The organism is Saccharopolyspora antiqui (assembly GCF_052246905.1).
Taxonomy (GTDB): domain Bacteria; phylum Actinomycetota; class Actinomycetes; order Mycobacteriales; family Pseudonocardiaceae; genus Saccharopolyspora.
The window spans coordinates 144,744-163,739 of the sequence record NZ_JBQQBO010000018.1 but is presented as its reverse complement, the minus strand read 5'-3'; the positions used below and the strand labels follow the sequence as shown (position 1 = coordinate 163,739).

General features: G+C 70.0%; 12 protein-coding genes and 1 pseudogene. 12 read left to right on the top strand and 1 reads right to left on the bottom strand.

Annotated features, from left to right (window positions below):
• Window positions 1–247: 247 nt before the first annotated feature.
• The 10 genes from ACTWQN_RS26225 (at window position 248) to ACTWQN_RS26180 (ending at window position 15,248) form a co-directional block, all read left to right on the top strand.
• Window positions 248–1,108: a helix-turn-helix domain-containing protein gene (locus tag ACTWQN_RS26225; protein WP_443206228.1), complete on the top strand. Its 861-nt coding sequence runs from the start codon at window positions 248–250 to the stop codon at window positions 1,106–1,108.
• Between the two features lie 55 nt (window positions 1,109–1,163).
• A complete protein-coding gene (locus tag ACTWQN_RS26220; protein ID WP_443206227.1) occupies window positions 1,164–2,174 on the top strand; it encodes a helix-turn-helix domain-containing protein in 1,011 nt (336 codons plus the stop codon).
• 139 nt (window positions 2,175–2,313) lie between these two features.
• Window positions 2,314–4,110, top strand: coding sequence for an FAD-dependent oxidoreductase (locus ACTWQN_RS26215; RefSeq protein ID WP_443206226.1), 1,797 nt, complete (start codon window positions 2,314–2,316; stop codon window positions 4,108–4,110).
• A 7-nt stretch (window positions 4,111–4,117) separates the two neighbouring features.
• Window positions 4,118–6,091, top strand: coding sequence for a hydroxyquinol 1,2-dioxygenase (locus tag ACTWQN_RS26210; protein WP_443206225.1), 1,974 nt, complete (start codon window positions 4,118–4,120; stop codon window positions 6,089–6,091).
• A gap of 101 nt (window positions 6,092–6,192) precedes the next feature.
• A complete protein-coding gene (locus tag ACTWQN_RS26205; protein WP_443206224.1) occupies window positions 6,193–6,930 on the top strand; it encodes a hypothetical protein in 738 nt (245 codons plus the stop codon).
• 464 nt (window positions 6,931–7,394) lie between these two features.
• Entirely contained in the window at window positions 7,395–9,842 is a 2,448-nt protein-coding gene (locus tag ACTWQN_RS26200) for a CehA/McbA family metallohydrolase (RefSeq protein ID WP_443206223.1), read from the top strand.
• A 298-nt stretch (window positions 9,843–10,140) separates the two neighbouring features.
• The gene (locus ACTWQN_RS26195) at window positions 10,141–11,724 is read left to right on the top strand and encodes an alkaline phosphatase D family protein (RefSeq protein WP_443206222.1); all 1,584 of its coding nucleotides are present in this window, start codon (window positions 10,141–10,143) and stop codon (window positions 11,722–11,724) included.
• 165 nt (window positions 11,725–11,889) lie between these two features.
• Window positions 11,890–13,383 carry a DNA-3-methyladenine glycosylase 2 family protein gene (locus ACTWQN_RS26190; RefSeq protein ID WP_443206221.1) on the top strand — a complete coding sequence of 498 codons (1,494 nt, stop codon included), beginning with the start codon at window positions 11,890–11,892 and terminating at the stop codon, window positions 13,381–13,383.
• Window positions 13,380–13,895, top strand: coding sequence for a methylated-DNA--[protein]-cysteine S-methyltransferase (locus tag ACTWQN_RS26185; RefSeq protein ID WP_443206220.1), 516 nt, complete (start codon window positions 13,380–13,382; stop codon window positions 13,893–13,895). The genes ACTWQN_RS26190 and ACTWQN_RS26185 overlap by 4 nt, the downstream gene beginning before the upstream one ends.
• Before the next feature lie 108 nt (window positions 13,896–14,003).
• Window positions 14,004–15,248, top strand: a complete 1,245-nt coding sequence (locus tag ACTWQN_RS26180) for an MFS transporter (protein WP_443206219.1) — start codon at window positions 14,004–14,006, stop codon at window positions 15,246–15,248.
• Here ACTWQN_RS26180 and ACTWQN_RS26175 read toward each other — a convergent pair.
• A pseudogene (locus ACTWQN_RS26175) lies at window positions 15,168–15,407 on the bottom strand (histidine phosphatase family protein); the annotation flags it as partial. The gene ACTWQN_RS26180 and the pseudogene ACTWQN_RS26175 sit on opposite strands and share 81 nt — an antisense overlap.
• A gap of 118 nt (window positions 15,408–15,525) precedes the next feature.
• Here ACTWQN_RS26175 and ACTWQN_RS26170 point away from each other — a divergent pair.
• Together ACTWQN_RS26170 and ACTWQN_RS26165 are read left to right on the top strand one after the other, a co-directional pair.
• Window positions 15,526–17,208 carry an ABC transporter ATP-binding protein gene (locus ACTWQN_RS26170; RefSeq protein WP_443206218.1) on the top strand — a complete coding sequence of 561 codons (1,683 nt, stop codon included), beginning with the start codon at window positions 15,526–15,528 and terminating at the stop codon, window positions 17,206–17,208.
• 14 nt (window positions 17,209–17,222) lie between these two features.
• Complete coding sequence (locus ACTWQN_RS26165; RefSeq protein ID WP_443206235.1) at window positions 17,223–18,965, top strand: ABC transporter ATP-binding protein; 1,743 nt, start codon at window positions 17,223–17,225, stop codon at window positions 18,963–18,965.
• Window positions 18,966–18,996 lie beyond the last annotated feature (31 nt).

The following is an 18,996-nucleotide window of genomic DNA, read 5'->3' as shown; positions in this document are numbered from 1 at the left end:
GGGTAGCAGACCTGGCGATTTCGCGCGAAAACGCCACCCGCCCCGCATGGGAGACGGCGATTTCGCGCTAAATCGCCCACCTCACCCGAGGTGGACGGCCCGACACGACCACTTCAAAAACAGGCACCGAAGGCTCCGCTACCCGCACCGCCACGCAAACCAATCCACGCACTCTTCAAGCCGGGCAGTGCACTAAAGTGTGGTGCTTGCTGATGGGCGCAGGGGCAGGAACAACAGCGGAGGTGTGGTGCCGAGCACGGTAACCTCGCGACGCAGACAACTCGGAAACGAGATCCGCCGAGCCAGAGTCGCCGCGGGAATGACCCAGCAGGCGGTCGCCGAGTTGCTCGGGTGCAGCCAGGGCAAGATCAACAAGATCGAATCCGGCATCGTGGCGGTCAAGAACGCCGAACTCAGGCGCATGCTCGACGCGTTCGGCACCGGGAAGACCGAATCCGAGGTGATGTTGGAGCTGGCCCGCTCAAGCAGCAACCAGCGCAGTCAGTGGTCCGGGTACCGAACGGCCGTGCCGCAGTGGTTCCGCACCTTCACCGACCTCGAACCAGCCGCCGCGGAGATCCTGAGCTGGCACGGCGAGCGCATCCCCGGACCGCTGCAATCCGAGCACTACATGCTCACCCAGTTCAGCGAGGACCGGGCTGCCGACGTGACCTCGTTGGTGCGCAACCGGTTGGACCGCAAGCAGGTCTTCGAAATCCCGCGGCCGCCGTACTACCGCTTCATCCTCGGCGAAGGCGCCTTCCACCGGATGCCTGGCGGCCCCAATCCCTCCGTCGCCCTCGACCAGGTCGAACATCTGCTGGACCTCCAACAGCGCTACCCGCGCGCCTACATCCACGTCCTGCCGTTCGGGGTACGCCTGCCGTACGTGCCCAACGACTTCACGATCATGCGGTTTTCCGACGGCACCAAGGACTTCGTCTTCGTCGAGCACGTGGCCGGTGGCCTCTACCTCGACGACGAGGACGACTTCGACCTGTTCAACGACGCGTGGGACCGGCTGCGCGGCGCCGCGCTGGAGCGCCACGACACCACCGAGTTCCTCCATCAACTCGCCGAGCAGTTCCGCGCACAAGTCACCTTCTGACCGGGCGAGCACGGCCAGTTCCCGCGCATTGAGCCCGGAAGGACGGAGGTGGCAGGTGGGGAAGCGACTTCATCTGGCTCCAGAGCGCGGCTTCTCGTATCCGCAGGCTGGGCGGCGGTCGGGTCCGGTTCGTTTCTCCACCGCGGGTTTGCCGACGTCGCAGCGGCTGGAGCTCTGGGAGCACTACAACGCCCGCGCCCTCATCGGCTTGAACTGCAAGACGATCAACGAGGCGCCGCTGGAGGCGACTGAGCTCAACCTGTGGTTGCCGAACGTCGAGGTGGCCCAGGTGACGGGAACCCCGCACTTCGTCGAGCGCACGCTGCACCAGATCGATCACCACCCGGCTTGCGCGGTCGTGCTGTACGTCGCGATGGCCGGTGAGGCGTTCTTCTACTACGACGATGGCGTCCGGATCCTGCGGCCAGGGCAGGCGGTGCTCTGCGACGCCGACGTGCCGTTCGTACGCGGCTTCGCACAGGGACTCACCGAACTCGTGCTGAAGGTCCCGCGCACCGTGTTCGAAGGTCTCGCCGAGACCGCGCCGTCGCGCGTCCCGCGCGTGTTCGACATCGCGGGCGGGCCGGGTGCCAGCAGCCAGGGCTATGCGCTCGCGAAGTTGATGCGTTCCGCGCTGGACGGGCCGCTGAACGAGGACCAGCACCGGTTGGAGCGGGAAGTGCTCGAATTGCTGCGGGCGATGGTGGTCGGCGCCCGGGCGGGCGATACCCGGTCGCAGCTGGCCACGGCCCAGTCCTTCATCGAACGGAATCTGACCGACCGCGCGCTTTCCGCGGCCCGCGTCGCGGCGGGGATCGGGATCAGCGAGCGACAGCTGTCCCGCGTGTTCAGCGAGCACGGCGGCCTGGCCCGCTGGATCACCGACCGGCGTTTGGACCTCGCGCGAGGGATGCTGACCTCGAACCGCGCCGACCAGCCCGCTGTCGGCGACGTCGCCCGCGCGTGCGGGTTCTCGTCGCAGTCCTACTTCGCCCGTGCCTTCAAACAACGCTTTTCGGAGACGCCCCGCGACGCGCAGCGCCGGGCCACCGATCGCCGGAGCTGACGAGCCGAGCGGGGTGGCTGCGCACTTTCCCGCCAAACCCGTGCCCAAATCCGCCAGTGCGTGCTTCCCGGTGCCCCGCCGTGCGACGGTCTGGCCGTTGCCGGAACAGCTGGCTGCGCAGTGCTGCGGAGGAAGAACAATGGCGATCTTCGACGACGGTCTGCCCGAGACCGATGCCCCGGTCTCCGGGCCGGTGGAGACGGAGGTGCTCATCGTCGGCTCGGGCCCGGCCGGTGCCTCGGCCGCGCTGTTCCTGTCCACGCTCGGGGTGGACAACATCATGGTCACCAAGTACCGGTGGACGGCGAACACGCCGCGGGCGCACATCACCAACCAGCGCACGATGGAGATCTTCCGCGATGTCGCCATCGAGGATCAGGTGCTGGCGGAGGCAACCCCGCACGAGCTGATGGGGGACACCGTTTTCTGCACCTCGATCACCGGGGAGGAGATCGGCCGCATCCGCGCCTGGGGCACGCATCCCGCGAGGCACGCCGACTACGAGCTGGCCTCGCCGTCGTGGAACTGCGACATCCCGCAGACCTACCTCGAACCGATCCTGGTTCGAGGCGCCACCGTACGCGGCACCCAGACCCGGTTCTCCACCGAATACCTCTCCCACGTGCAGGACGCCGACGGGGTCACGGCCACGGTGCTCGACCGGCTGACCGGCCGCGAGTACGCCATCCGCGCCAAGTACCTCATCGGCGCTGACGGCGCCCGCTCCAAGGTCGCCACGGACCTGGGGCTGCCGATGGAAGGGCAGATGGACATCGCGGGGTCGATGAACATCACGTTCCAAGCCGACCTCAGCGAACTCGTCGGCCACCGACCGTCCGTGCTGTATTGGGTGATCCAGCCCGGCTCCAACATCGGGGGCATCGGGGCGGGCCTGGTGCGCATGGTGCGCCCCTGGCACGAGTGGCTGATCGTCTGGGGCTACGACATCACCCGGGAACCGCCGGTGATCGACACCGACGCCGCGACCCAGATCGTGCGCAACCTGGTGGGCGTGCCGGACCTCGGGGTGACGATCACGGGAACCTCGCTGTGGGGCAACAACGAGCAATACGCGACGCGTCTGCAGTCCGGGCGGGTGTTCTGCGCCGGGGACGCCGTGCACAAGCATCCGCCGAGCAACGGACTCGGCTCCAACACGTCGATCCAGGATTCCTACAACCTGGCCTGGAAGATCGCGGCGGTGCTGCGCGGGCGGGCTGGCGACGAGCTGCTGGAGACGTACTCGGCCGAACGGGCACCCGTGGCCGAGCAGATCGTGCGGCGGGCCAACAAGTCCGCGCGGGAGTTCGGGCGACTGTTCGAGGCGATGGGCATCTCGGGGGGCGAGAGCGAGGCCGAGATGATCGCGAAGATGGACGGGCGCAAGGCGAACACCCCCGAGGGGGCTGCCAAGCGGGAGGCCATCCGGCGAGCGATGGAGATCAAGAACTACGAGTTCAACGCCCACGGCGTCGAACTCGGGCAGCACTACGCCTCCACCGCCGTGGTCGGTGCCGGATCGTCGCTCCCGACGCCGGAGCGCGACCCGGAGTTGTACTACCAACCGTCCACCGCGCCGGGTGCGCGCCTGCCGCACGCGTGGGTCGGCAACAGCAACCGCAAGTGCTCCACGCACGATCTGGCGCCCTACGGCCGGTTCACGCTCCTCACCGGGATCATCGGCGAACCGTGGGTGGCGGCTGCGGCGAAGGTCGGCGCCACGCTCGGGGTGCCGATCGAGACGGTCGTGATCGGCCCCGGTCGGGAGATCACCGACCTCTACTTCGACTGGGCCGTGCTCCGGGAGGTCGACGAGGACGGTGTGCTGCTCGTCCGGCCCGACAAGCACATCGGCTGGCGATCCCACCGGCTCGCCGACGCCCCGGAAGATGCCCTGCTGAACGCCATGTCGGTGATCCTGAGCCGGAAGGACTGAGCCGCAAATGTCTTTGGAATTCGCGCACCGCACTCTGGGGCAGCAGGTGCTGTTCGGCACCGGTCGCGCCGCGCAACACGTAGCCGCCGAGGTGCGGCGGCTCGGCGCCACCTCGGTCATGCTCATCGCCGCCCCGCCGGAGCGGGAGCTTGCCGAGAAGGTCAGCGCTGACATCGAGGTCGCGGTCAGCTACCACGACGTCGCGCAGCACGTCCCGGTGGACACGGCGACCAAGGCACGCCACGCGGCCGCGGAGCGCGGTGTCGACCTGCTCCTCAGCGTCGGTGGCGGATCCACGACCGGGCTGGCCAAGGCCGTCGCGCTCACCACGGGGCTGCCGATCATCGCGGTGCCCACCACCTACGCCGGTTCGGAAGCCACCAACGTCTGGGGTCTGACCGAGGACGCGCGCAAGACCACCGGGGTCGACGACCGAGTCCTGCCGACCACGGTGGTCTACGACGCCGAGCTCACCCTCTCGTTGCCAGCCAACCTGTCGGCGGCCTCGGGGCTGAACGCGTTGGCGCATTGCGTGGATTCGCTGTGGGCGCCACGGGCAGACCCGATCAACGCGGCGCTGGCCACCGAGGGCATTCGCACCCTGGCAGCCGGTCTACCGGCCGTCGTGGCGAATCCGAACGACCTCGACGCCCGGGAACGGCTGCTCTACGGCGCCTACCTGTCGGCGGTCGCGTTCGCCTCGGCCGGTTCCGGGATCCACCACAAGATCTGCCACGTCCTCGGCGGTGCCTACAACCTGCCGCACGCCGAAACCCACGCGGTGGTTCTGCCGCACGTGCTGGCGCTCAACGCCGCGTCCGCTCCGGAGGCGACCGCGCGTGTCGCCGATGCTTTGGACGGCACCGATGCGGTAGCCGCCCTCAACCAGCTCTACACCCGACTCGGAGCGCCCACCGCGTTGAAGGATCTCGGACTGGCCGAGGCGAACCTCGACGAGGCCACCGACCTCGTCCTGCCCGCCGTCCCGCCCTCGAACCCGCGCCCGGTCACCCGGGATGACGTGCGGGCCCTGTTGCGGATCGCGTGGTCGGGCGCGCCTCCGCTGGACGCGCGCAGCGAGCAAGCCCGGCGGGAGGCGGAGCTCACCGCCACCGTCCTGGCCAGCTTCCACGACGCCGCCAACAAGCGCCTGCAGACCGTGATGCGGTCGTTGACCACCCACCTGCACGCGTTCATCCGCGAGGTGCGGCTGACCGAGGAGGAGTGGAACGCCGGTATCGAGTTCCTGACCGCGGTGGGGCACACCACCGATGACAAGCGGCAGGAGTTCATCCTGCTCTCCGACGTGCTCGGTGCCTCGATGCAGACCATCACCGTCAACAACCAGGCCTACGGCGATGCCACCGAGGCGACGGTGTTCGGCCCGTTCTTCATCGCGGACTCGCCCAGGATCGAGCTGGGCGGCGACCTCACCGGCGGCGCCAAGGGCGAACCCTGCTGGGTCGAGGGCACCGTCACCGACACCGACGGCGTTCCCGTGCCGGGAGCGCGGATCGAGGTGTGGGAGGCGGACGCGGACGGCTGGTACGACGTCCAGTACACCGATGATCGGGTGGCCGGTCGCGCGCACCTGTTCACCGATTCCAATGGCACGTACCGGTTCTGGGGCCTCACGCCGACGCCGTACCCGATCCCGCACGACGGGCCGGTCGGGCGGCTGTTGGAGGCCACCGGTCGCTCACCCATGCGCGCATCGCACCTGCATTTCATGGTCACAGCCGAGGGGCGGCGCACGCTCGTCACGCACATCTTCGTCCGCGGCGACGAACTCCTCACCAGCGACACCGTCTTCGGCGTCCGTCCCTCCCTGGTCAAGGACTTCGCTCACCAGTCTCCTGGAACGTCCACACCGGACGGTCGGGACCTGGGCGCGAGCTCGTGGTCACGGGTGCGTTTCGACATCACCCTGGCGCCCGCCGATGAGCGGGCGACGCGAGGCGGAAGCAACGACGCGACCTGACGTGCACCGCGCTTGCGTCGATCACGCCCTTGGCGGCGGCACCTCCAGCGCTGGAGTCTGTATCGTCCTGGTCTGTGTTCCGGTTATGGCGACTCTTGCTGGTGTTTGTGCTCGTGGCTGCCGTGACGGTGGGCGCGGTCATCTACTTCAGCCAGGACACCTACCGGGACGTGTACTTGCGCCATGCCGACCGGTTCAACGCGATCCGGCAGGCCTTCCTCGCCGTATCGAAGGCGATGCCGCCGGTGGGGCAGATCCACGAGACGGCTTGTCCAGGTGTTCCGGCGGGTCAGCACCTCTTCGATCACCCGGACCCGCAGCTGGAACGTGTCGTTGGCAATACCGTTGTCGTCACGCAGGAGGAGCTGACCAATTTCGCAGACGAGCTGCCGGGTAGGTTCGACATCGCCTCAGGGTCCATCCTGGAGAACCTGATCGAAGGATCCGACCCGTCGTACCAACCGGACGAGCACGACTCCGAGTGGGCGGACGACGGATACGCCGAGTTCGTCGATGCCTTGGCGCGTACGCGATACGTGGTTGTGACCCGCGTCTTCGCCATCGACCCGGGATCTGCCACCCGCACCACCTTTACTGGCGGTTCGATGAACGTCGAGGCTGTGATCGCCGACCTCGATAGCCATGCGATCCTGTGCACTGCCTCGGCGAAGGCGATCCTGACTGCCGAGGAGCTGGAGTACCGATTCCCTGAAGGCGCGGATGAGGCCACGCAGTCGCGAAGCGCGCGGGCTGCCGTCGAGAACGCGTTGCAGGGTACCGCGACAGGTCTGTTGGAGGAGAAGTTGAACGGCCTGGGGCACGGCACCTTCGTCCTCTGACCGGAACCCCGCACGCCGACAAGGCCACGTTCTTGGTGAGCTGAGGCGGACAGTGCGTGACAGACCTCGCATTTCCCGCGTCGCGTCAGCTCGCCGTGTGCCCACACCCCCGGGAGAGCTTGGCTTCGCGTTCAGCCGCACCATGGCGGCGCGCAACACGTGATTAACCCGTTCGGGTGAAGCTCGCTGAGCCCACCAATCACGGACGGAGAACCCCAGATGGTCGACGACTGTCGGCATCCCGGCACGCACCGCAGCGCCTTCCTCGGGCTTGCCGCCGGGGCGATGCCGGGTGAGGCGTTCCTGCCGCCCAAGGCGAGCGCAACGCAGGTCGGCGTGCAGCCGTACCCGCAGACGGTGTTCGACGGCACCAGTCCCGCAGCACGAAAGGACGCTCGTCGTCGGCGACCAGCACGGCGTGGTGCACGGGATCTCCCTCCCCTGAGGGTCACGGAAGGACGGACATGGGTCTGACGCGCAGAACGTTCATCGTCGCGAGCGGGGCCGTCGCCGCGACCGGCATCGCCGCCTCGCCAGCGTTCGCATCGGTCGACGGCTTCGCGGGAGACCGCGCGGAACCGCAGGGGATGTGGCTGGTCGGCGACACGCACGTGCACGACGACCACTCCGCCGACGGGAGCCTGCCACGCCAGCAGTCGAAGCAGACGCTGCCGGGCAACCTGCCCGTCGGTGACCAGATCGGGCAGGCGGAGCGCACCGGGCTGGACTTCCTGCCGCTGACCGACCACCGCACCTACGACCAGCACTGGGATCCACAGTGGACGTCGGAGCGGCTGCTGCTGATCCCGGGCGAGGAGGCCAACGGTTCGCCGCACGCGATCGTGCTCGGCGCGGTCGACCACCTGGTGGACGGCGCCAATCCGCCGGGCTCCCCCGCGTTCCGGCACGTTCAGCAGTCGATCTGGGACGCCCGCTCGCAGGACGCGGTGTGGCACGTCGCGCATCCCGACGACGGCGAGTACACCCCGGCCGACGGGCCCAACGACAACGCCAGCGCACAGGGCATGCACGGCATCGAGGTGCTCAACGTCGCCTCCGACCCCGACGTGCAGGTGGACTACGCGGAGAACCGCTGGAACCGCGGTTTCCGCACCGGTGTCAGCGCCGCCAGCGACTGCCACTTCCGCGAACTGTGGGGGGTCGCCGGGCCGGGCCAACCGGCCACCTGGGTGTTCGCCGCCGACCGCAGCGTCCGCGCGATCCTGGACGCCCTCAAAGCGGGCCGCACCACGGTGTCCGCCAGCGTCGCGGGCCCGTTCGTGACGATCGAGGCCGACCTCGACGGCGACGGGAAGTTCGAGGCGATCGGCGGTGACGAGATCGTGATCCCCCGCGGACCGGCCCGCAAGGCGGCCTTGCGGATCCGGGTCCAGCGCGGCGCCGGAACGCGCCTGCTCGTGTACGCCGCGCCGGGGCGCTCGGCGGGCGCCGTGCTCGACACCACCGTGGCCGGGGACGACGACACCCACGTCCTGCCGCTCACGCTGTCGGCAGACCACGTCTGGTTCCGCGCCGAGGCGCGGTCGCCCGGCGACCCGTCCGGCGCCGACGCCGACCCGAACCGACCGGACCAGTTGCGCGCGGCGACCTCGCCCGTCTTCGTCTCGGTCGGCCGAGCGGCCACGCCCGAGCCGGAGATTCCGTTGCCCCCGGCGGAAACCGGCCACGACGGCGCCGTGGCGGTGCTCGGCGGCAACGGCGAGTTCACCGGGTTCGCCGACGTCGCCGCCACGGGCGGTGACGTGCACGTGGTCGCCCAGCGGCACGCGGGCGGGCGCAGCTCAGTCGTGTACCGCCGGGTCGACCGCGGTGGGCGCGGTCGACCCCAGTTCGAGCTGTCCGACGGCTCCGGGACCGCGACCGCACCCCGGATCGCCGCGTCCGGCCGCGACGTCTGGGTGATCTGGCAGGACGAACGCGGTCAGGAACAACCGCACCGACCCGCGATCTACCTGCGGCACAGCACCAATGGCGGCGCGAACTTCGCTCCTGCCGTACGGCTCGACGGCGGCACCGGCCGCGCTGTGCACCCCGCCATCGCGCTGCTCGGCAGCGGGCATCCGGTGGTCGCGTGGGCGGACAACACCGGCGGTGCCTTCGACGTGTTCGCCCAGGTGATCGGCGTCGATCCGCACCCGGTGAACGTGTCGGCCGCGGGCAAGGCGGTCAGCGCCGGTGACCGGGCCGCCGACGCCCGCTCGCCGCGCTACCCGGCCTCGCTGTTCCCGGCCGTGACCGTCGGCGAGGACGACCGCGTTCTCATCGTCTGGCAGGACGACCGGTTCGACCCGGATCCACTGTGGACAGGACACACCCCGCCCGCCGGATCACCGGCAGGCGGCGGCACCGATCCCGACAACTGGCAGATCCTCGCCAGCACCCGGGCGGGCCAGCACGCCGGTTGGAGCGACGCGGTCCAGGTCAGCGCCGCCACCGACCGCGCTGACCGCCACCCGAGCGCGGCCGCGGACCGCGACGGCGCCTTCGTCGTCGCCTGGGACAGCGGCGCGCTGCAGAGCTCCGGCGCGAACCTGGCACTGCGGTCGAGCCGGTCCACCGACGGCGGGCAGACCTGGTCCGCCTTCCAGTCTTTCGCCGAGGACCCGAACGCGATTAGCCAGCGGCCGCGGCTGAGCCGTGACCAGGACGGCTCCGTGCGCGCGGTCTGGTACGACTCGCGCGCGGCGGACTGGCGGTGGAAGGTCTGCACGGCCCGCGCCACCGCGAACGCCAGCTGGTCGGCGCCCGTCCAGCTGACCAGGCCGGGCAACGCCACCTTCCCCGCCGCCTCGGCCGGGCTCGTCGTGTTCACCGGCGACCGCGGCGCCACCGGCGGCCAGCGGGACGGGACCCAGCAGGTCCACCTGGTCTCCGCCGACGCGCAGTCCTGACGCCGCCCCGAAGGGAAGTTCCCGCCGCAGACCCACCGCCACGTCCACTACAGACCCTGTCAAGTCGGACACTTCCGGCTCTGCTACCGACAGCTCACAACGCCCTGGATCGAGCGTCAACCGAGTCGCGCATCGCTTCCCGGGGAACGTGGCTCGGATGACACCCAGCGCTTCGGGCCCTGCTCGGGTGTTGCCACAACGGCCACTGTTAATACCGCGTTCGATTAGCTGTCAGTTCCGCGCCATCAGGACACCGAACGATCGTCCACATTGTCCTTTGAATACGGGAGGTACGGCCTTGATCGAGCAATCGTCCGATGGTTGGAACCGCAGGAGGTTCCTCGGCGCGATGGGCGGCATCGCTGGCCTCGCGGCGCTCGCCCAGGTGCCAATCGAGAGAGATGCGCTCGCCGCCGCACCTCCGAGCTCGGGTGGGTACCCCTTCGCTCTCGGTATCGCCTCCGGTGACCCCGCACCGGACGGGTTCGTGCTGTGGACCCGCCTCGCCCCCGACCCGCTGGGCGCCCTCGGTGGCATGCCCGCGCGACCGGTCGCCGTCGACTGGAAGGTGGCCACCGACGAGGCCATGACCAAGGTGGTGCGCGAGGGCACGGTTGCGGCGCTGCCGGAATTGGCGCATTCCGTGCACGTCGAGCCCGTCGGACTCCGCCCGGATCGCGAATATTGGTACCAGTTCCGTTGCGGTGCCGACCTGTCGCCGGTCGGCAGAACCCGAACGAGTCCCGCCGCAGGTGCGCGGATTTCGAGCTTGTCCTTCGCGTTCGCCTCGTGCCAGGACTGGGCGAGCGGTTACTACTCGGCTTACCGCCACCTTGCCGAGGAGGACATCGACCTCGTCGTGCACCTCGGCGACTACGTCTACGAGGGCGGCATTCCGGCGGACGGCGGCTACCGGCGCACACCGGTTCCCGCACAACTGAGTCCGGACTGCCAGACGCTGCAACGCTGGCGCCTGCAGTACGCGCTGTACAAGACGGATCCCGATCTGCAGCGTGCGCACGCGCGGTTCCCCTGGATCGTGACCTGGGACGACCACGAGGTGCAGAACGACTACGCAGGCGACTCGTCGCAGTACAACGGCAACATCCGGCAACTGCGCGCCGCTGCGTACCAGGCTTACTACGAGCACCAGCCCCTGCGGCGTTCCGCCATTCCGCAGACCGAGGAGATGCGTCTGTACCGGCGGCTTTCGTACGGCGACCTCGCCGAGTTCAACGTGCTCGACGGTCGGCAGTACCGCAGCATTCCCCCGTGTGGTTGGGGAGAGGCCCCCGCGTGCGACGCGGCGTACGACCCGTCGGTGACGATGCTCGGACAGCGGCAGGAAAACTGGCTCCTAGACGGACTTGCCTCCTCGAACACGAGGTGGAACGTGCTGGCGAACAACGTCATGATGGGCCGCCTCGACCACGACGGGCCAGCCGGAGACATCCTCTGGCACGATGCCTGGGACGGTTTCCCCGCCGCGCGCAACCGAATCACGGATCACCTCGCCGATGCGTTGGTCCGCAACCCCGTCGTCATCACCGGTGACTGGCATTCGACCTTCGTCAACGACATCAAGCGCGACTTCGACGCACCGGATTCCCCCGTCGTCGCGACGGAGTTCGTCGGAACTTCCATCTCCAGCAACGGTGACGGCGATGTTTACGGCCCGTACTACGGCCCGATGATCAAGTACAACCCGCACATCCGGTTCTTCGACGGGGACCGGCGAGGCTACGTCCGGTGCACCGTCGATCGAGAGCAGTGGCAGACGGACCTGCGGATGGTGACAACTGTCAGCCGCTCGGACGCACCGGCTTACACCCACGCCTCGTTCGTGGTGGAAGACGGAAAACCCGGGGCCCTCCCGGTGTGATCTGGCGCCACGGGTGCGACCAACCGCCGCACCCGGTCGGCGTCGGGCCGCCGGATCACGCCGACGACCTCCGCCTAGCGGCGTGAACCGCCCGGGGACGGCGGCGGGCACCGCTTGGTCCGATGACCGCCAGCGCCGACGGGTGCGGCGGTGCAGGATGGCGGGGTGTTGGAGTTCGAGGTCCTGTACCGCGCGATGGCCAGTCGAGATCGGCGTTTCGACGGTCGTTTCGTGGTGGCAGTCACCAGTACGCGGGTGTACTGCCGACCGAGTTGTCCCTCTCGGACGCCTCGGCGCGAGAACTCCCGCTTCTTCCGGCTGCCCGCCGCGGCGGAAGCGGCGGGTTTTCGCGCCTGTCGGCGCTGCCGCCCCGAGGCGGGGCCGTCCTCGCCGGAGTGGAACGTGCGCGGTGACCTGGTGGGCAGAGCCCTGGGCCTGATAGCGGGCGGTGCCGTCGACGTGGACGGCGTCGGGGGCTTGGCGCGGCGGCTCGCGGTCAGCGAGCGGCATCTGCACCGACAGTTGGTGGCGGAGGTCGGGGTCGGGGCGCAGACGTTGGCGATCAGCCGACGCGCCCGGGTGGCCAGGATGCTGATCGAGTCGACGGCGCTGCCGATGACTGACGTGGCGTTCGCCGCCGGGTACACCAGCGTGCGGCAGTTCAACGACGGCATGCGCGCCACGTTCGGCTGTGCCCCGAGCGAATTGCGCGGCGCGCAGGCGGGCAGCGGCAACGGCGAACTCGTGCTGCGGTTGCGCCATCGACCACCGCTGCCCGCGCGGCCGTTGCTCGACTGGTTGGCAGCGCGGGCCTTGGATGGTGTCGAGGCGGTGGACGATCGGCGTTACGTCCGCACGATGCGGCTGTCGCACGGTTGCGGGCTCGTCGCCGCGGAGTTCGCCGACGCCCCGGACGGGCAGGCCGCCCTGACGGTGCGGTTCGCGCTGACCGATCTGCGCGATGTCACCGCCGCCGTGGAGCGCTGCCGGGAGCTGTTCGACCTGGACGCCGATCCGGCGGCGATCGGCGATGATCTCGGTGCTGATCCGGTGGTCGGTCCGCTGGTTCGCGCCAGGCCGGGGTTGCGGGTGCCCGGCTGCGCCGACGGGTTCGAGCTCGCCGTGCGCGCGGTGCTGGGCCAGCAGGTTTCGCTGGCGGCGGCCCGAACGTTCGGCGCCCGGTTGGTCGCCCGTTTCGGCGCTGCGCTCAAGGATCTGGAGGGCTCGCACCCTCGGCCGACGCACCTGTTCCCGACCCCGGACGCACTCGCCGAAGCCGATCTCGCGTCGATAGGCCTTACCAAGTCCCGCGCGGCCACGCTCCGCGCACTGGCCAAGGCGGTGTCCACGGGCGAATTGGTGCTGGACAGAGGGGCGGACCGCGCCGCGTGCGTCGCGGCGTTGCGCGCGCTGACCGGTGTCGGGCCCTGGACCGCCGGGTACATCGCGATGCGCGCGTTGCGCGATCCGGACGTCTTCCCGCACACCGATCTCGGCCTGCTGGAAGCCGCCCGCCGCCACGGCGTGGGCGGCGGTCCGCGCGCGCTCCAACGTCACGCCGAGCGGTGGCGACCGTGGCGCTCGTACGCCGCGATGCACCTCTGGACGAGCCTGCCGCCGCGGTCCCGTCGCAGCCCCCAGGAGTCGACACCGCGATGAACGCGATGGATGCGACCACACTGCCAACCCCGTTGGGACCGTTCAGCATGCTCGTCGACGACGATGGCGCTGTCCGCGCCGCCGGTTTCACCGTCACGCCCGACTCCCTGCTGGACGAGCTGCCGCTGCCCTGGCGCACCGCGACGCTGCGGGCGTGCCACGACCTCGGGGCGTACCGCGACGCGGTACGCGCGTACTTCGTCGGCGACCACCAGGCGCTGCAGGCCATTCCGGTGCTCCAGACCGGGAAGGGATTCCGCATGCGCGCCTGGCAGGCGATGCGCCGGATCCCGCCCGGCGCCACGGTCAGCTACGCCCAACTGGCCGCGATGGCAGGCAATCCCCGCGCCGCCCGGGCTGCCGGAGCCGCCTGCGCGGCCAACCTCGTCCCGCTCCTCGTACCGTGCCATCGCATCATCGCCTCCGATGGCGGGCTGAACCACTACTACTACGGGCTGAGCCACAAACGTTGGCTGCTGGAGCACGAGAAGGCAGCGCTTGCTCGTGGGTGAAAATCCCGGTTCGCACCGGAACAACCGCTCACGAGACGCCGCGCACGCGCGCGATGTCCTAACGGCCCGCTGAAGATTTCCCGGTCACCGCCGCGAGAAAGGATCGTGATGCGGCGATACTCGCACGTCCTCAGAACCGCCGATTTCCGCCGATTGTGGCTGGGTGCCTCGGTATCCGCGCTGGGCGACGCGATGAGCTGGGTCGCCCTGGTCTGGCTCGTGGTCTCCGGCTCGGGCGGCGTCGGCCAAGTCGGTCTGCTCGCCGTGTGCTACACGGCCCCGGTCGCGCTGGGCGGCCTGGCGGTCGGTCCGTTGTTGGACAGGTTCGACAAGCGCACCGTGCTGATCACCGACAGCGTGCTGCGTGCGACGGCGGTCGCAGCTATCCCGGTGACCGCCGCGCTCGGTGCGATGCCCGGCTGGCTGCCGTTCGCCGTGGCGGCCACCTACGGGCTGCTGAAAATGGTGCCGCTGGCGGGGTTTCCGGCCAGCATCCCGCACCTCGTCGAGGACCGCGATCTCGATGCCGCCAATGCGCTGGAAACACTGAGCTACAGCGTCGCCAACGCGGTCGGCCCAGCGGTCGCGGGACTGCTCATCCCAGCCCTGGGGCCGACGAACGTGCTGATCATCGACTGCGTGTCGTTCGTCGTGCTCGCCCTCACCGCGGCGTCTGTTCGCAAACCGCTGCGACCGGCGTTCGACACCACATCGGCTCCCGACGGCCCGGCGCCCGGCTGGAAGCCGACGTTCGCCCGGCTCCGCGGCGACCACGTGATCATCGGCACCACGATCTCCTTCATGGCCTTCAACATCGCCGAAGGCATGCTGCTCGTGACCGCGCCCTGGCTTGCCGACAACCGCCTGCCCGACGGTCCGGCAGCCCTCGGCCTGCTGCTGTCCTCGATCGCCGTCGGCGAACTCGTCGGCGCCATCACAGCGGGCGCGCACCAGCCACGCCGATCCCAGGCCCACGCCATCGGTGTCGTCCAAGCCGTCGCCGCGGCGGCCTTCCTCACGCTGCTCGCCGCCCCGCGGCAACTTCCGATCGCCGCGGGCTGCTTCGCCATCGGCCTGCTCAGCGCGCCGATGACCGTCTGGGCCCAGTCGCTGCGGATGCGCCGCGTCCCCCAAGCCCTGCACGGCAGGGTTTTCGCCACGCTGCGCACCCTGATGCAAACCACCCCCGCTATCGGATCCGCGCTCGTCACCCCGATGCTCGCGCAGGGCCGATTCACCATCGCCGTGATCGCCATGGTCATCATCGCCGGTCTACCGGCGCTGTACCTCGTAGTCCGCCACGCCGACCGGACCCCTGTTGCACCGGGACCACCAGGCGCGGTGTCCAAATGAGACACCCGACCGCCCGTGTGCAACCAACGCCGAACGCCCGGCCGGTCGTGCCGAGTTCCAACACTCGCGCAGGCGGGCGTCCTCCCGAACGCGCAGACCGGCCCCGGAAGCGACGATCTGCGCGGTCTCGCGAGCGCGTCGCAACGGGCTGCTGATGACCGATTTTGCCCTTCGGGTGCCGACTCCATGACCAACTCCTCACTTCTTAGCGTAGCCTTACCTACGGTCTGGGTTCTGGACGGGTGCGGTTCGAGACCGCCGGGAGGGTGAGGACGCGATGTCAGAGGCCACGCGCCCCGGTGCGCTCGGCAACGCGATTCGCGGGCAGTGGCGGCTGGTCACCGCGAGCACCGTGCTCTACGCGATGCACCAGGGCTCCGAGGCACTCGTGCCGGTGCTGATCGGCGTGATCATCGACGAGGCGGTGACCACCCGTTCGTCCGGCAGTTTGGTGTGGTGGCTGGCGGTGTTGGCCGCGGTGTTCATCGCGATCTCGCTGAGCTTCCGCTACGGCGCGCGTTTCGGGGAACGCGCGTCGTACCTGGCGGCCCACTTGCTGCGACTGGATCTCACCCGACGGGTCCTCGATCATCGCGGCGGAGCCGAGGCCGGGCGGCTGTCCGGGGAGCTGGTGAACATCGCGACCAATGACGCGAAGCGGGTGGGCGTGGTGAACCTGGCGCTGCCGATCGGAGCGGCCGGGCTCTCAGGGCTGCTCGTCGCCGGTACAGCGCTGCTGCAAATCTCGGTCGCGCTCGGCCTGATCGTGCTGCTCGGCACGCCGTTGCTGCTCGGTCTCGCCCACCTGCTCGGCAAACCCCTGGAACGGCGCAGCGATTCGGAGCAGCAGCGGGCCGCGCTCGCCTCCGGCATGGCAGCCGATCTGGTCTCCGGGCTGCGCGTGCTCAAGGGAATCGGTGCGGTGCCCGCGGCGGTCGCCCGATATCGGCGGACGAGCCGGAGTTCGCTGGCCGCCACGGTGCGGGCCGCGCGCGCGAAGGCCTGGCACGACGGTGGCATGCTCGCGCTCACCGGTCTGATGATCGCCGTCATCGCGCTGGTCGGCGGTCGACTGGCGGCGCAGGGCGAGATCAGCGTCGGCGGTCTGGTCGCGGCGGTCGGGCTCGCGCAGTTCCTGCTGGGCCCGCTGGAGATCTTCGCGTTCGTCAACGGGGAACTGGCGCAAGGCCGGGCGTCCGCGAAGCGAATCGACGCCGTGCTCTCCGCACCCACGGCGGTGCGGGGCGGGACGGCACCGCTGCCGGAACCGGTGCGGGGCCGGATCCGCTTGCGCGGTGTCACGCACGGTCCGCTGCGGAAGGTGGACCTGGACATCGAGCCCGGCAGCCTAACCGGTGTCGTGACGACCGATCCGCGCGCCGCCACCGCGCTGCTGGAGTGCCTCGGTCGATCCGCCGACCCACCGGCCGGGTCGGTGGAACTGGACGGCCATGAATTGTCCACATTGGACCTCATAGGCTTCCGCAGGACCGTGCTGGTCGCCGCGCACGACGCGGACCTGTTCGAGGAAAGCCTGCTGGACAACGTAACCGCGGGTGCTCGACGTGCCGCGCTCGACGATGCGCTGCGGGCGTCGGCCGCGGATGAGGTCGCGCGGACCTTGCCCGCGGGCACGGACACCGTGCTCGCCGAACGCGGGCGCTCGCTGTCCGGTGGGCAGCGGCAACGCGTCGCGCTGGCCAGGGCGCTGGCCGCCGAGCCGCAGGTGCTCGTCCTGCACGATCCGACCACGGCGGTCGACGCGATGACCGAGGCCCGAATCGCAAGCGGGCTGCGGGCCATCCGCGCCGGGCGCACCACGATCCTGGTGACCACCAACCCGGCCCTGCTCGGCGTGACGGAGCGCGTGCTCTTCGTGGACGGCGGCGCGGTGACGGCACAGGGTGATCACCACGACCTGCTGGCCGACGAGCGATACCGAGCGACGGTGCTCGCGTGAACGTCGAGGAAGCGATGCCGAACCACCTGCTGCCCACCGCCGACGGCGCCCGCGCCCGGTCCGCTGTCGCGGCACTGCTCCGGCCGCACCGATCGGTGGTCGCGAGCTCATTGGCGCTGATGTTCGCCGCGACCGGCCTCGGGCTGCTGATCGCCCCGCTGCTGGGCCACATCGTCGATCTGGTCGCCACCGGGCGCGGCGCGGACACGATCACGGTGCCGGTCCTGCTGATCCTGCTGGTCGCGATAACCCGGGGTGTGATCAGCGCCGTGAGCCTCGGGCTCGTCGCCAAGTTCGGCGAGGGTGCGCTGGCGTCGCTGCGGGAGCGCTTCGTGCAGCGCGCCCTCGACCTGCCGCTGGAGCAGGTGGAACGCGCGGGCTCGGGCGATCTCACCGCGCGGGTCACCAACGACGTCACCACGATCGGGCAAGCGGTCCGCACCGCCCTTCCCGAACTGGCGCGCTCGGGGCTGACCATCGCGCTCACCCTCGTCGGGCTGATCGTGCTGGACTGGCGATTCGCGGTGGTGGCGCTGGTGGTCGCCCCGATCCACATCTTCACGGTGCGGTGGTACCTGCGTCGAGCCATGCCCCTGTACACGGCGCAGCGGATCGCCGCCGGGGCCCAGCAGCACCAACTGCTGGACAGCATCGGCGGAGCGGACACGGTCCGGGCGTTCGGGCTCGGCGACGAACACGCCGATCGCGTGGACCGGCGCTCCTGGCACGCCGCGGAACTGATGCTCCGGGGCGTCCGGTTGGTCACCGGCTTCTACAACCGGCTGAACCTGGCCGAATTCGTCGGCCTGGCGACCGTGCTCACCACCGGATTCCTCCTGGTCGACAGCGGTGCCGCGACGATCGGCACGGCGACCGCGGCCGCGCTGTACTTCCACAACCTGTTCAACCCGATCAACGCCGCGCTGCGGCTGGTGGACGAGGCGCAGGTCGCGCTGGCCAGCCTCGTCCGGCTGGTGGGCGTCGCCGATCTGCCGGAGCCCCCGGAGCCGACGCCGACGCAGCGCCTGGACGCCTCGATCAAGGTCGCCGACGTCGAGCACGAGTACCGCCTCGGAGAGCCCGTGCTGCGCGGCATCGATCTCGAAGTCCGCTCCGGCGAGCGGGTGGCGCTGGTCGGCGCGAGCGGCGCGGGCAAGACGACGCTGGCCAAGCTGATCGCCGGTGTGCACCACCCGAGCCGGGGTTCGATCACCGTCAGCGGAGTCGACCTGCGCGAACTGGGGCTGGCCAGCAGCCGGGAGGTCGCGCTGATCAGCCAGGAGGTGCACGTCTTCGCCGGTCGGCTCGCCGACGATCTTCGGCTCGCCCGGCCGGATGCGACCGACGACGAACTCCGCGACGCCCTGGATGGCGCTGGCGCGCTCGACTGGGCGCACGCCCTGCCCGACGGGCTGGACACCGTCGTCGGCGAGGGCGGGCACCGGCTGACCGTGACCCAGGCCCAGCAGCTCGCGATCGCCCGAGTCTTCCTGGCGGATCCGCCCATCGCGATCTTGGACGAGGCGACCGCCGAAGCGGGCAGCGCCGGAGCGCGCGTGCTGGAGACCGCGGCGCTGAACCTGCTGGCCGACCGAACGGCGCTGGTCGTCGCGCACCGGCTCACCCAGGCCGCCGCGTGCGACCGCGTCATCGTGCTCGACGCGGGATCCATTGTGGAGGATGGCACCCACGACCAACTGCTCGCCGCCGACGGACGCTACGCCGAACTGTGGCGGACGTGGTCGGACGCCAGGTAGCGGCAACCGCGCCGCGCGGATCCGCCTCGCG

Coding starts and splice junctions, on each gene's coding strand:
- ACTWQN_RS26215 (WP_443206226.1), top strand. CDS start 2,314: ATGGCGATCTTCGACGACGGTCTGCCCGAGACCGATGCCCCGGTCTCC.
- ACTWQN_RS26185 (WP_443206220.1), top strand. CDS start 13,380: ATGAACGCGATGGATGCGACCACACTGCCAACCCCGTTGGGACCGTTC.
- ACTWQN_RS26210 (WP_443206225.1), top strand. CDS start 4,118: ATGTCTTTGGAATTCGCGCACCGCACTCTGGGGCAGCAGGTGCTGTTC.
- ACTWQN_RS26180 (WP_443206219.1), top strand. CDS start 14,004: ATGCGGCGATACTCGCACGTCCTCAGAACCGCCGATTTCCGCCGATTG.
- ACTWQN_RS26200 (WP_443206223.1), top strand. CDS start 7,395: ATGGGTCTGACGCGCAGAACGTTCATCGTCGCGAGCGGGGCCGTCGCC.
- ACTWQN_RS26165 (WP_443206235.1), top strand. CDS start 17,223: ATGCCGAACCACCTGCTGCCCACCGCCGACGGCGCCCGCGCCCGGTCC.
- ACTWQN_RS26170 (WP_443206218.1), top strand. CDS start 15,526: ATGTCAGAGGCCACGCGCCCCGGTGCGCTCGGCAACGCGATTCGCGGG.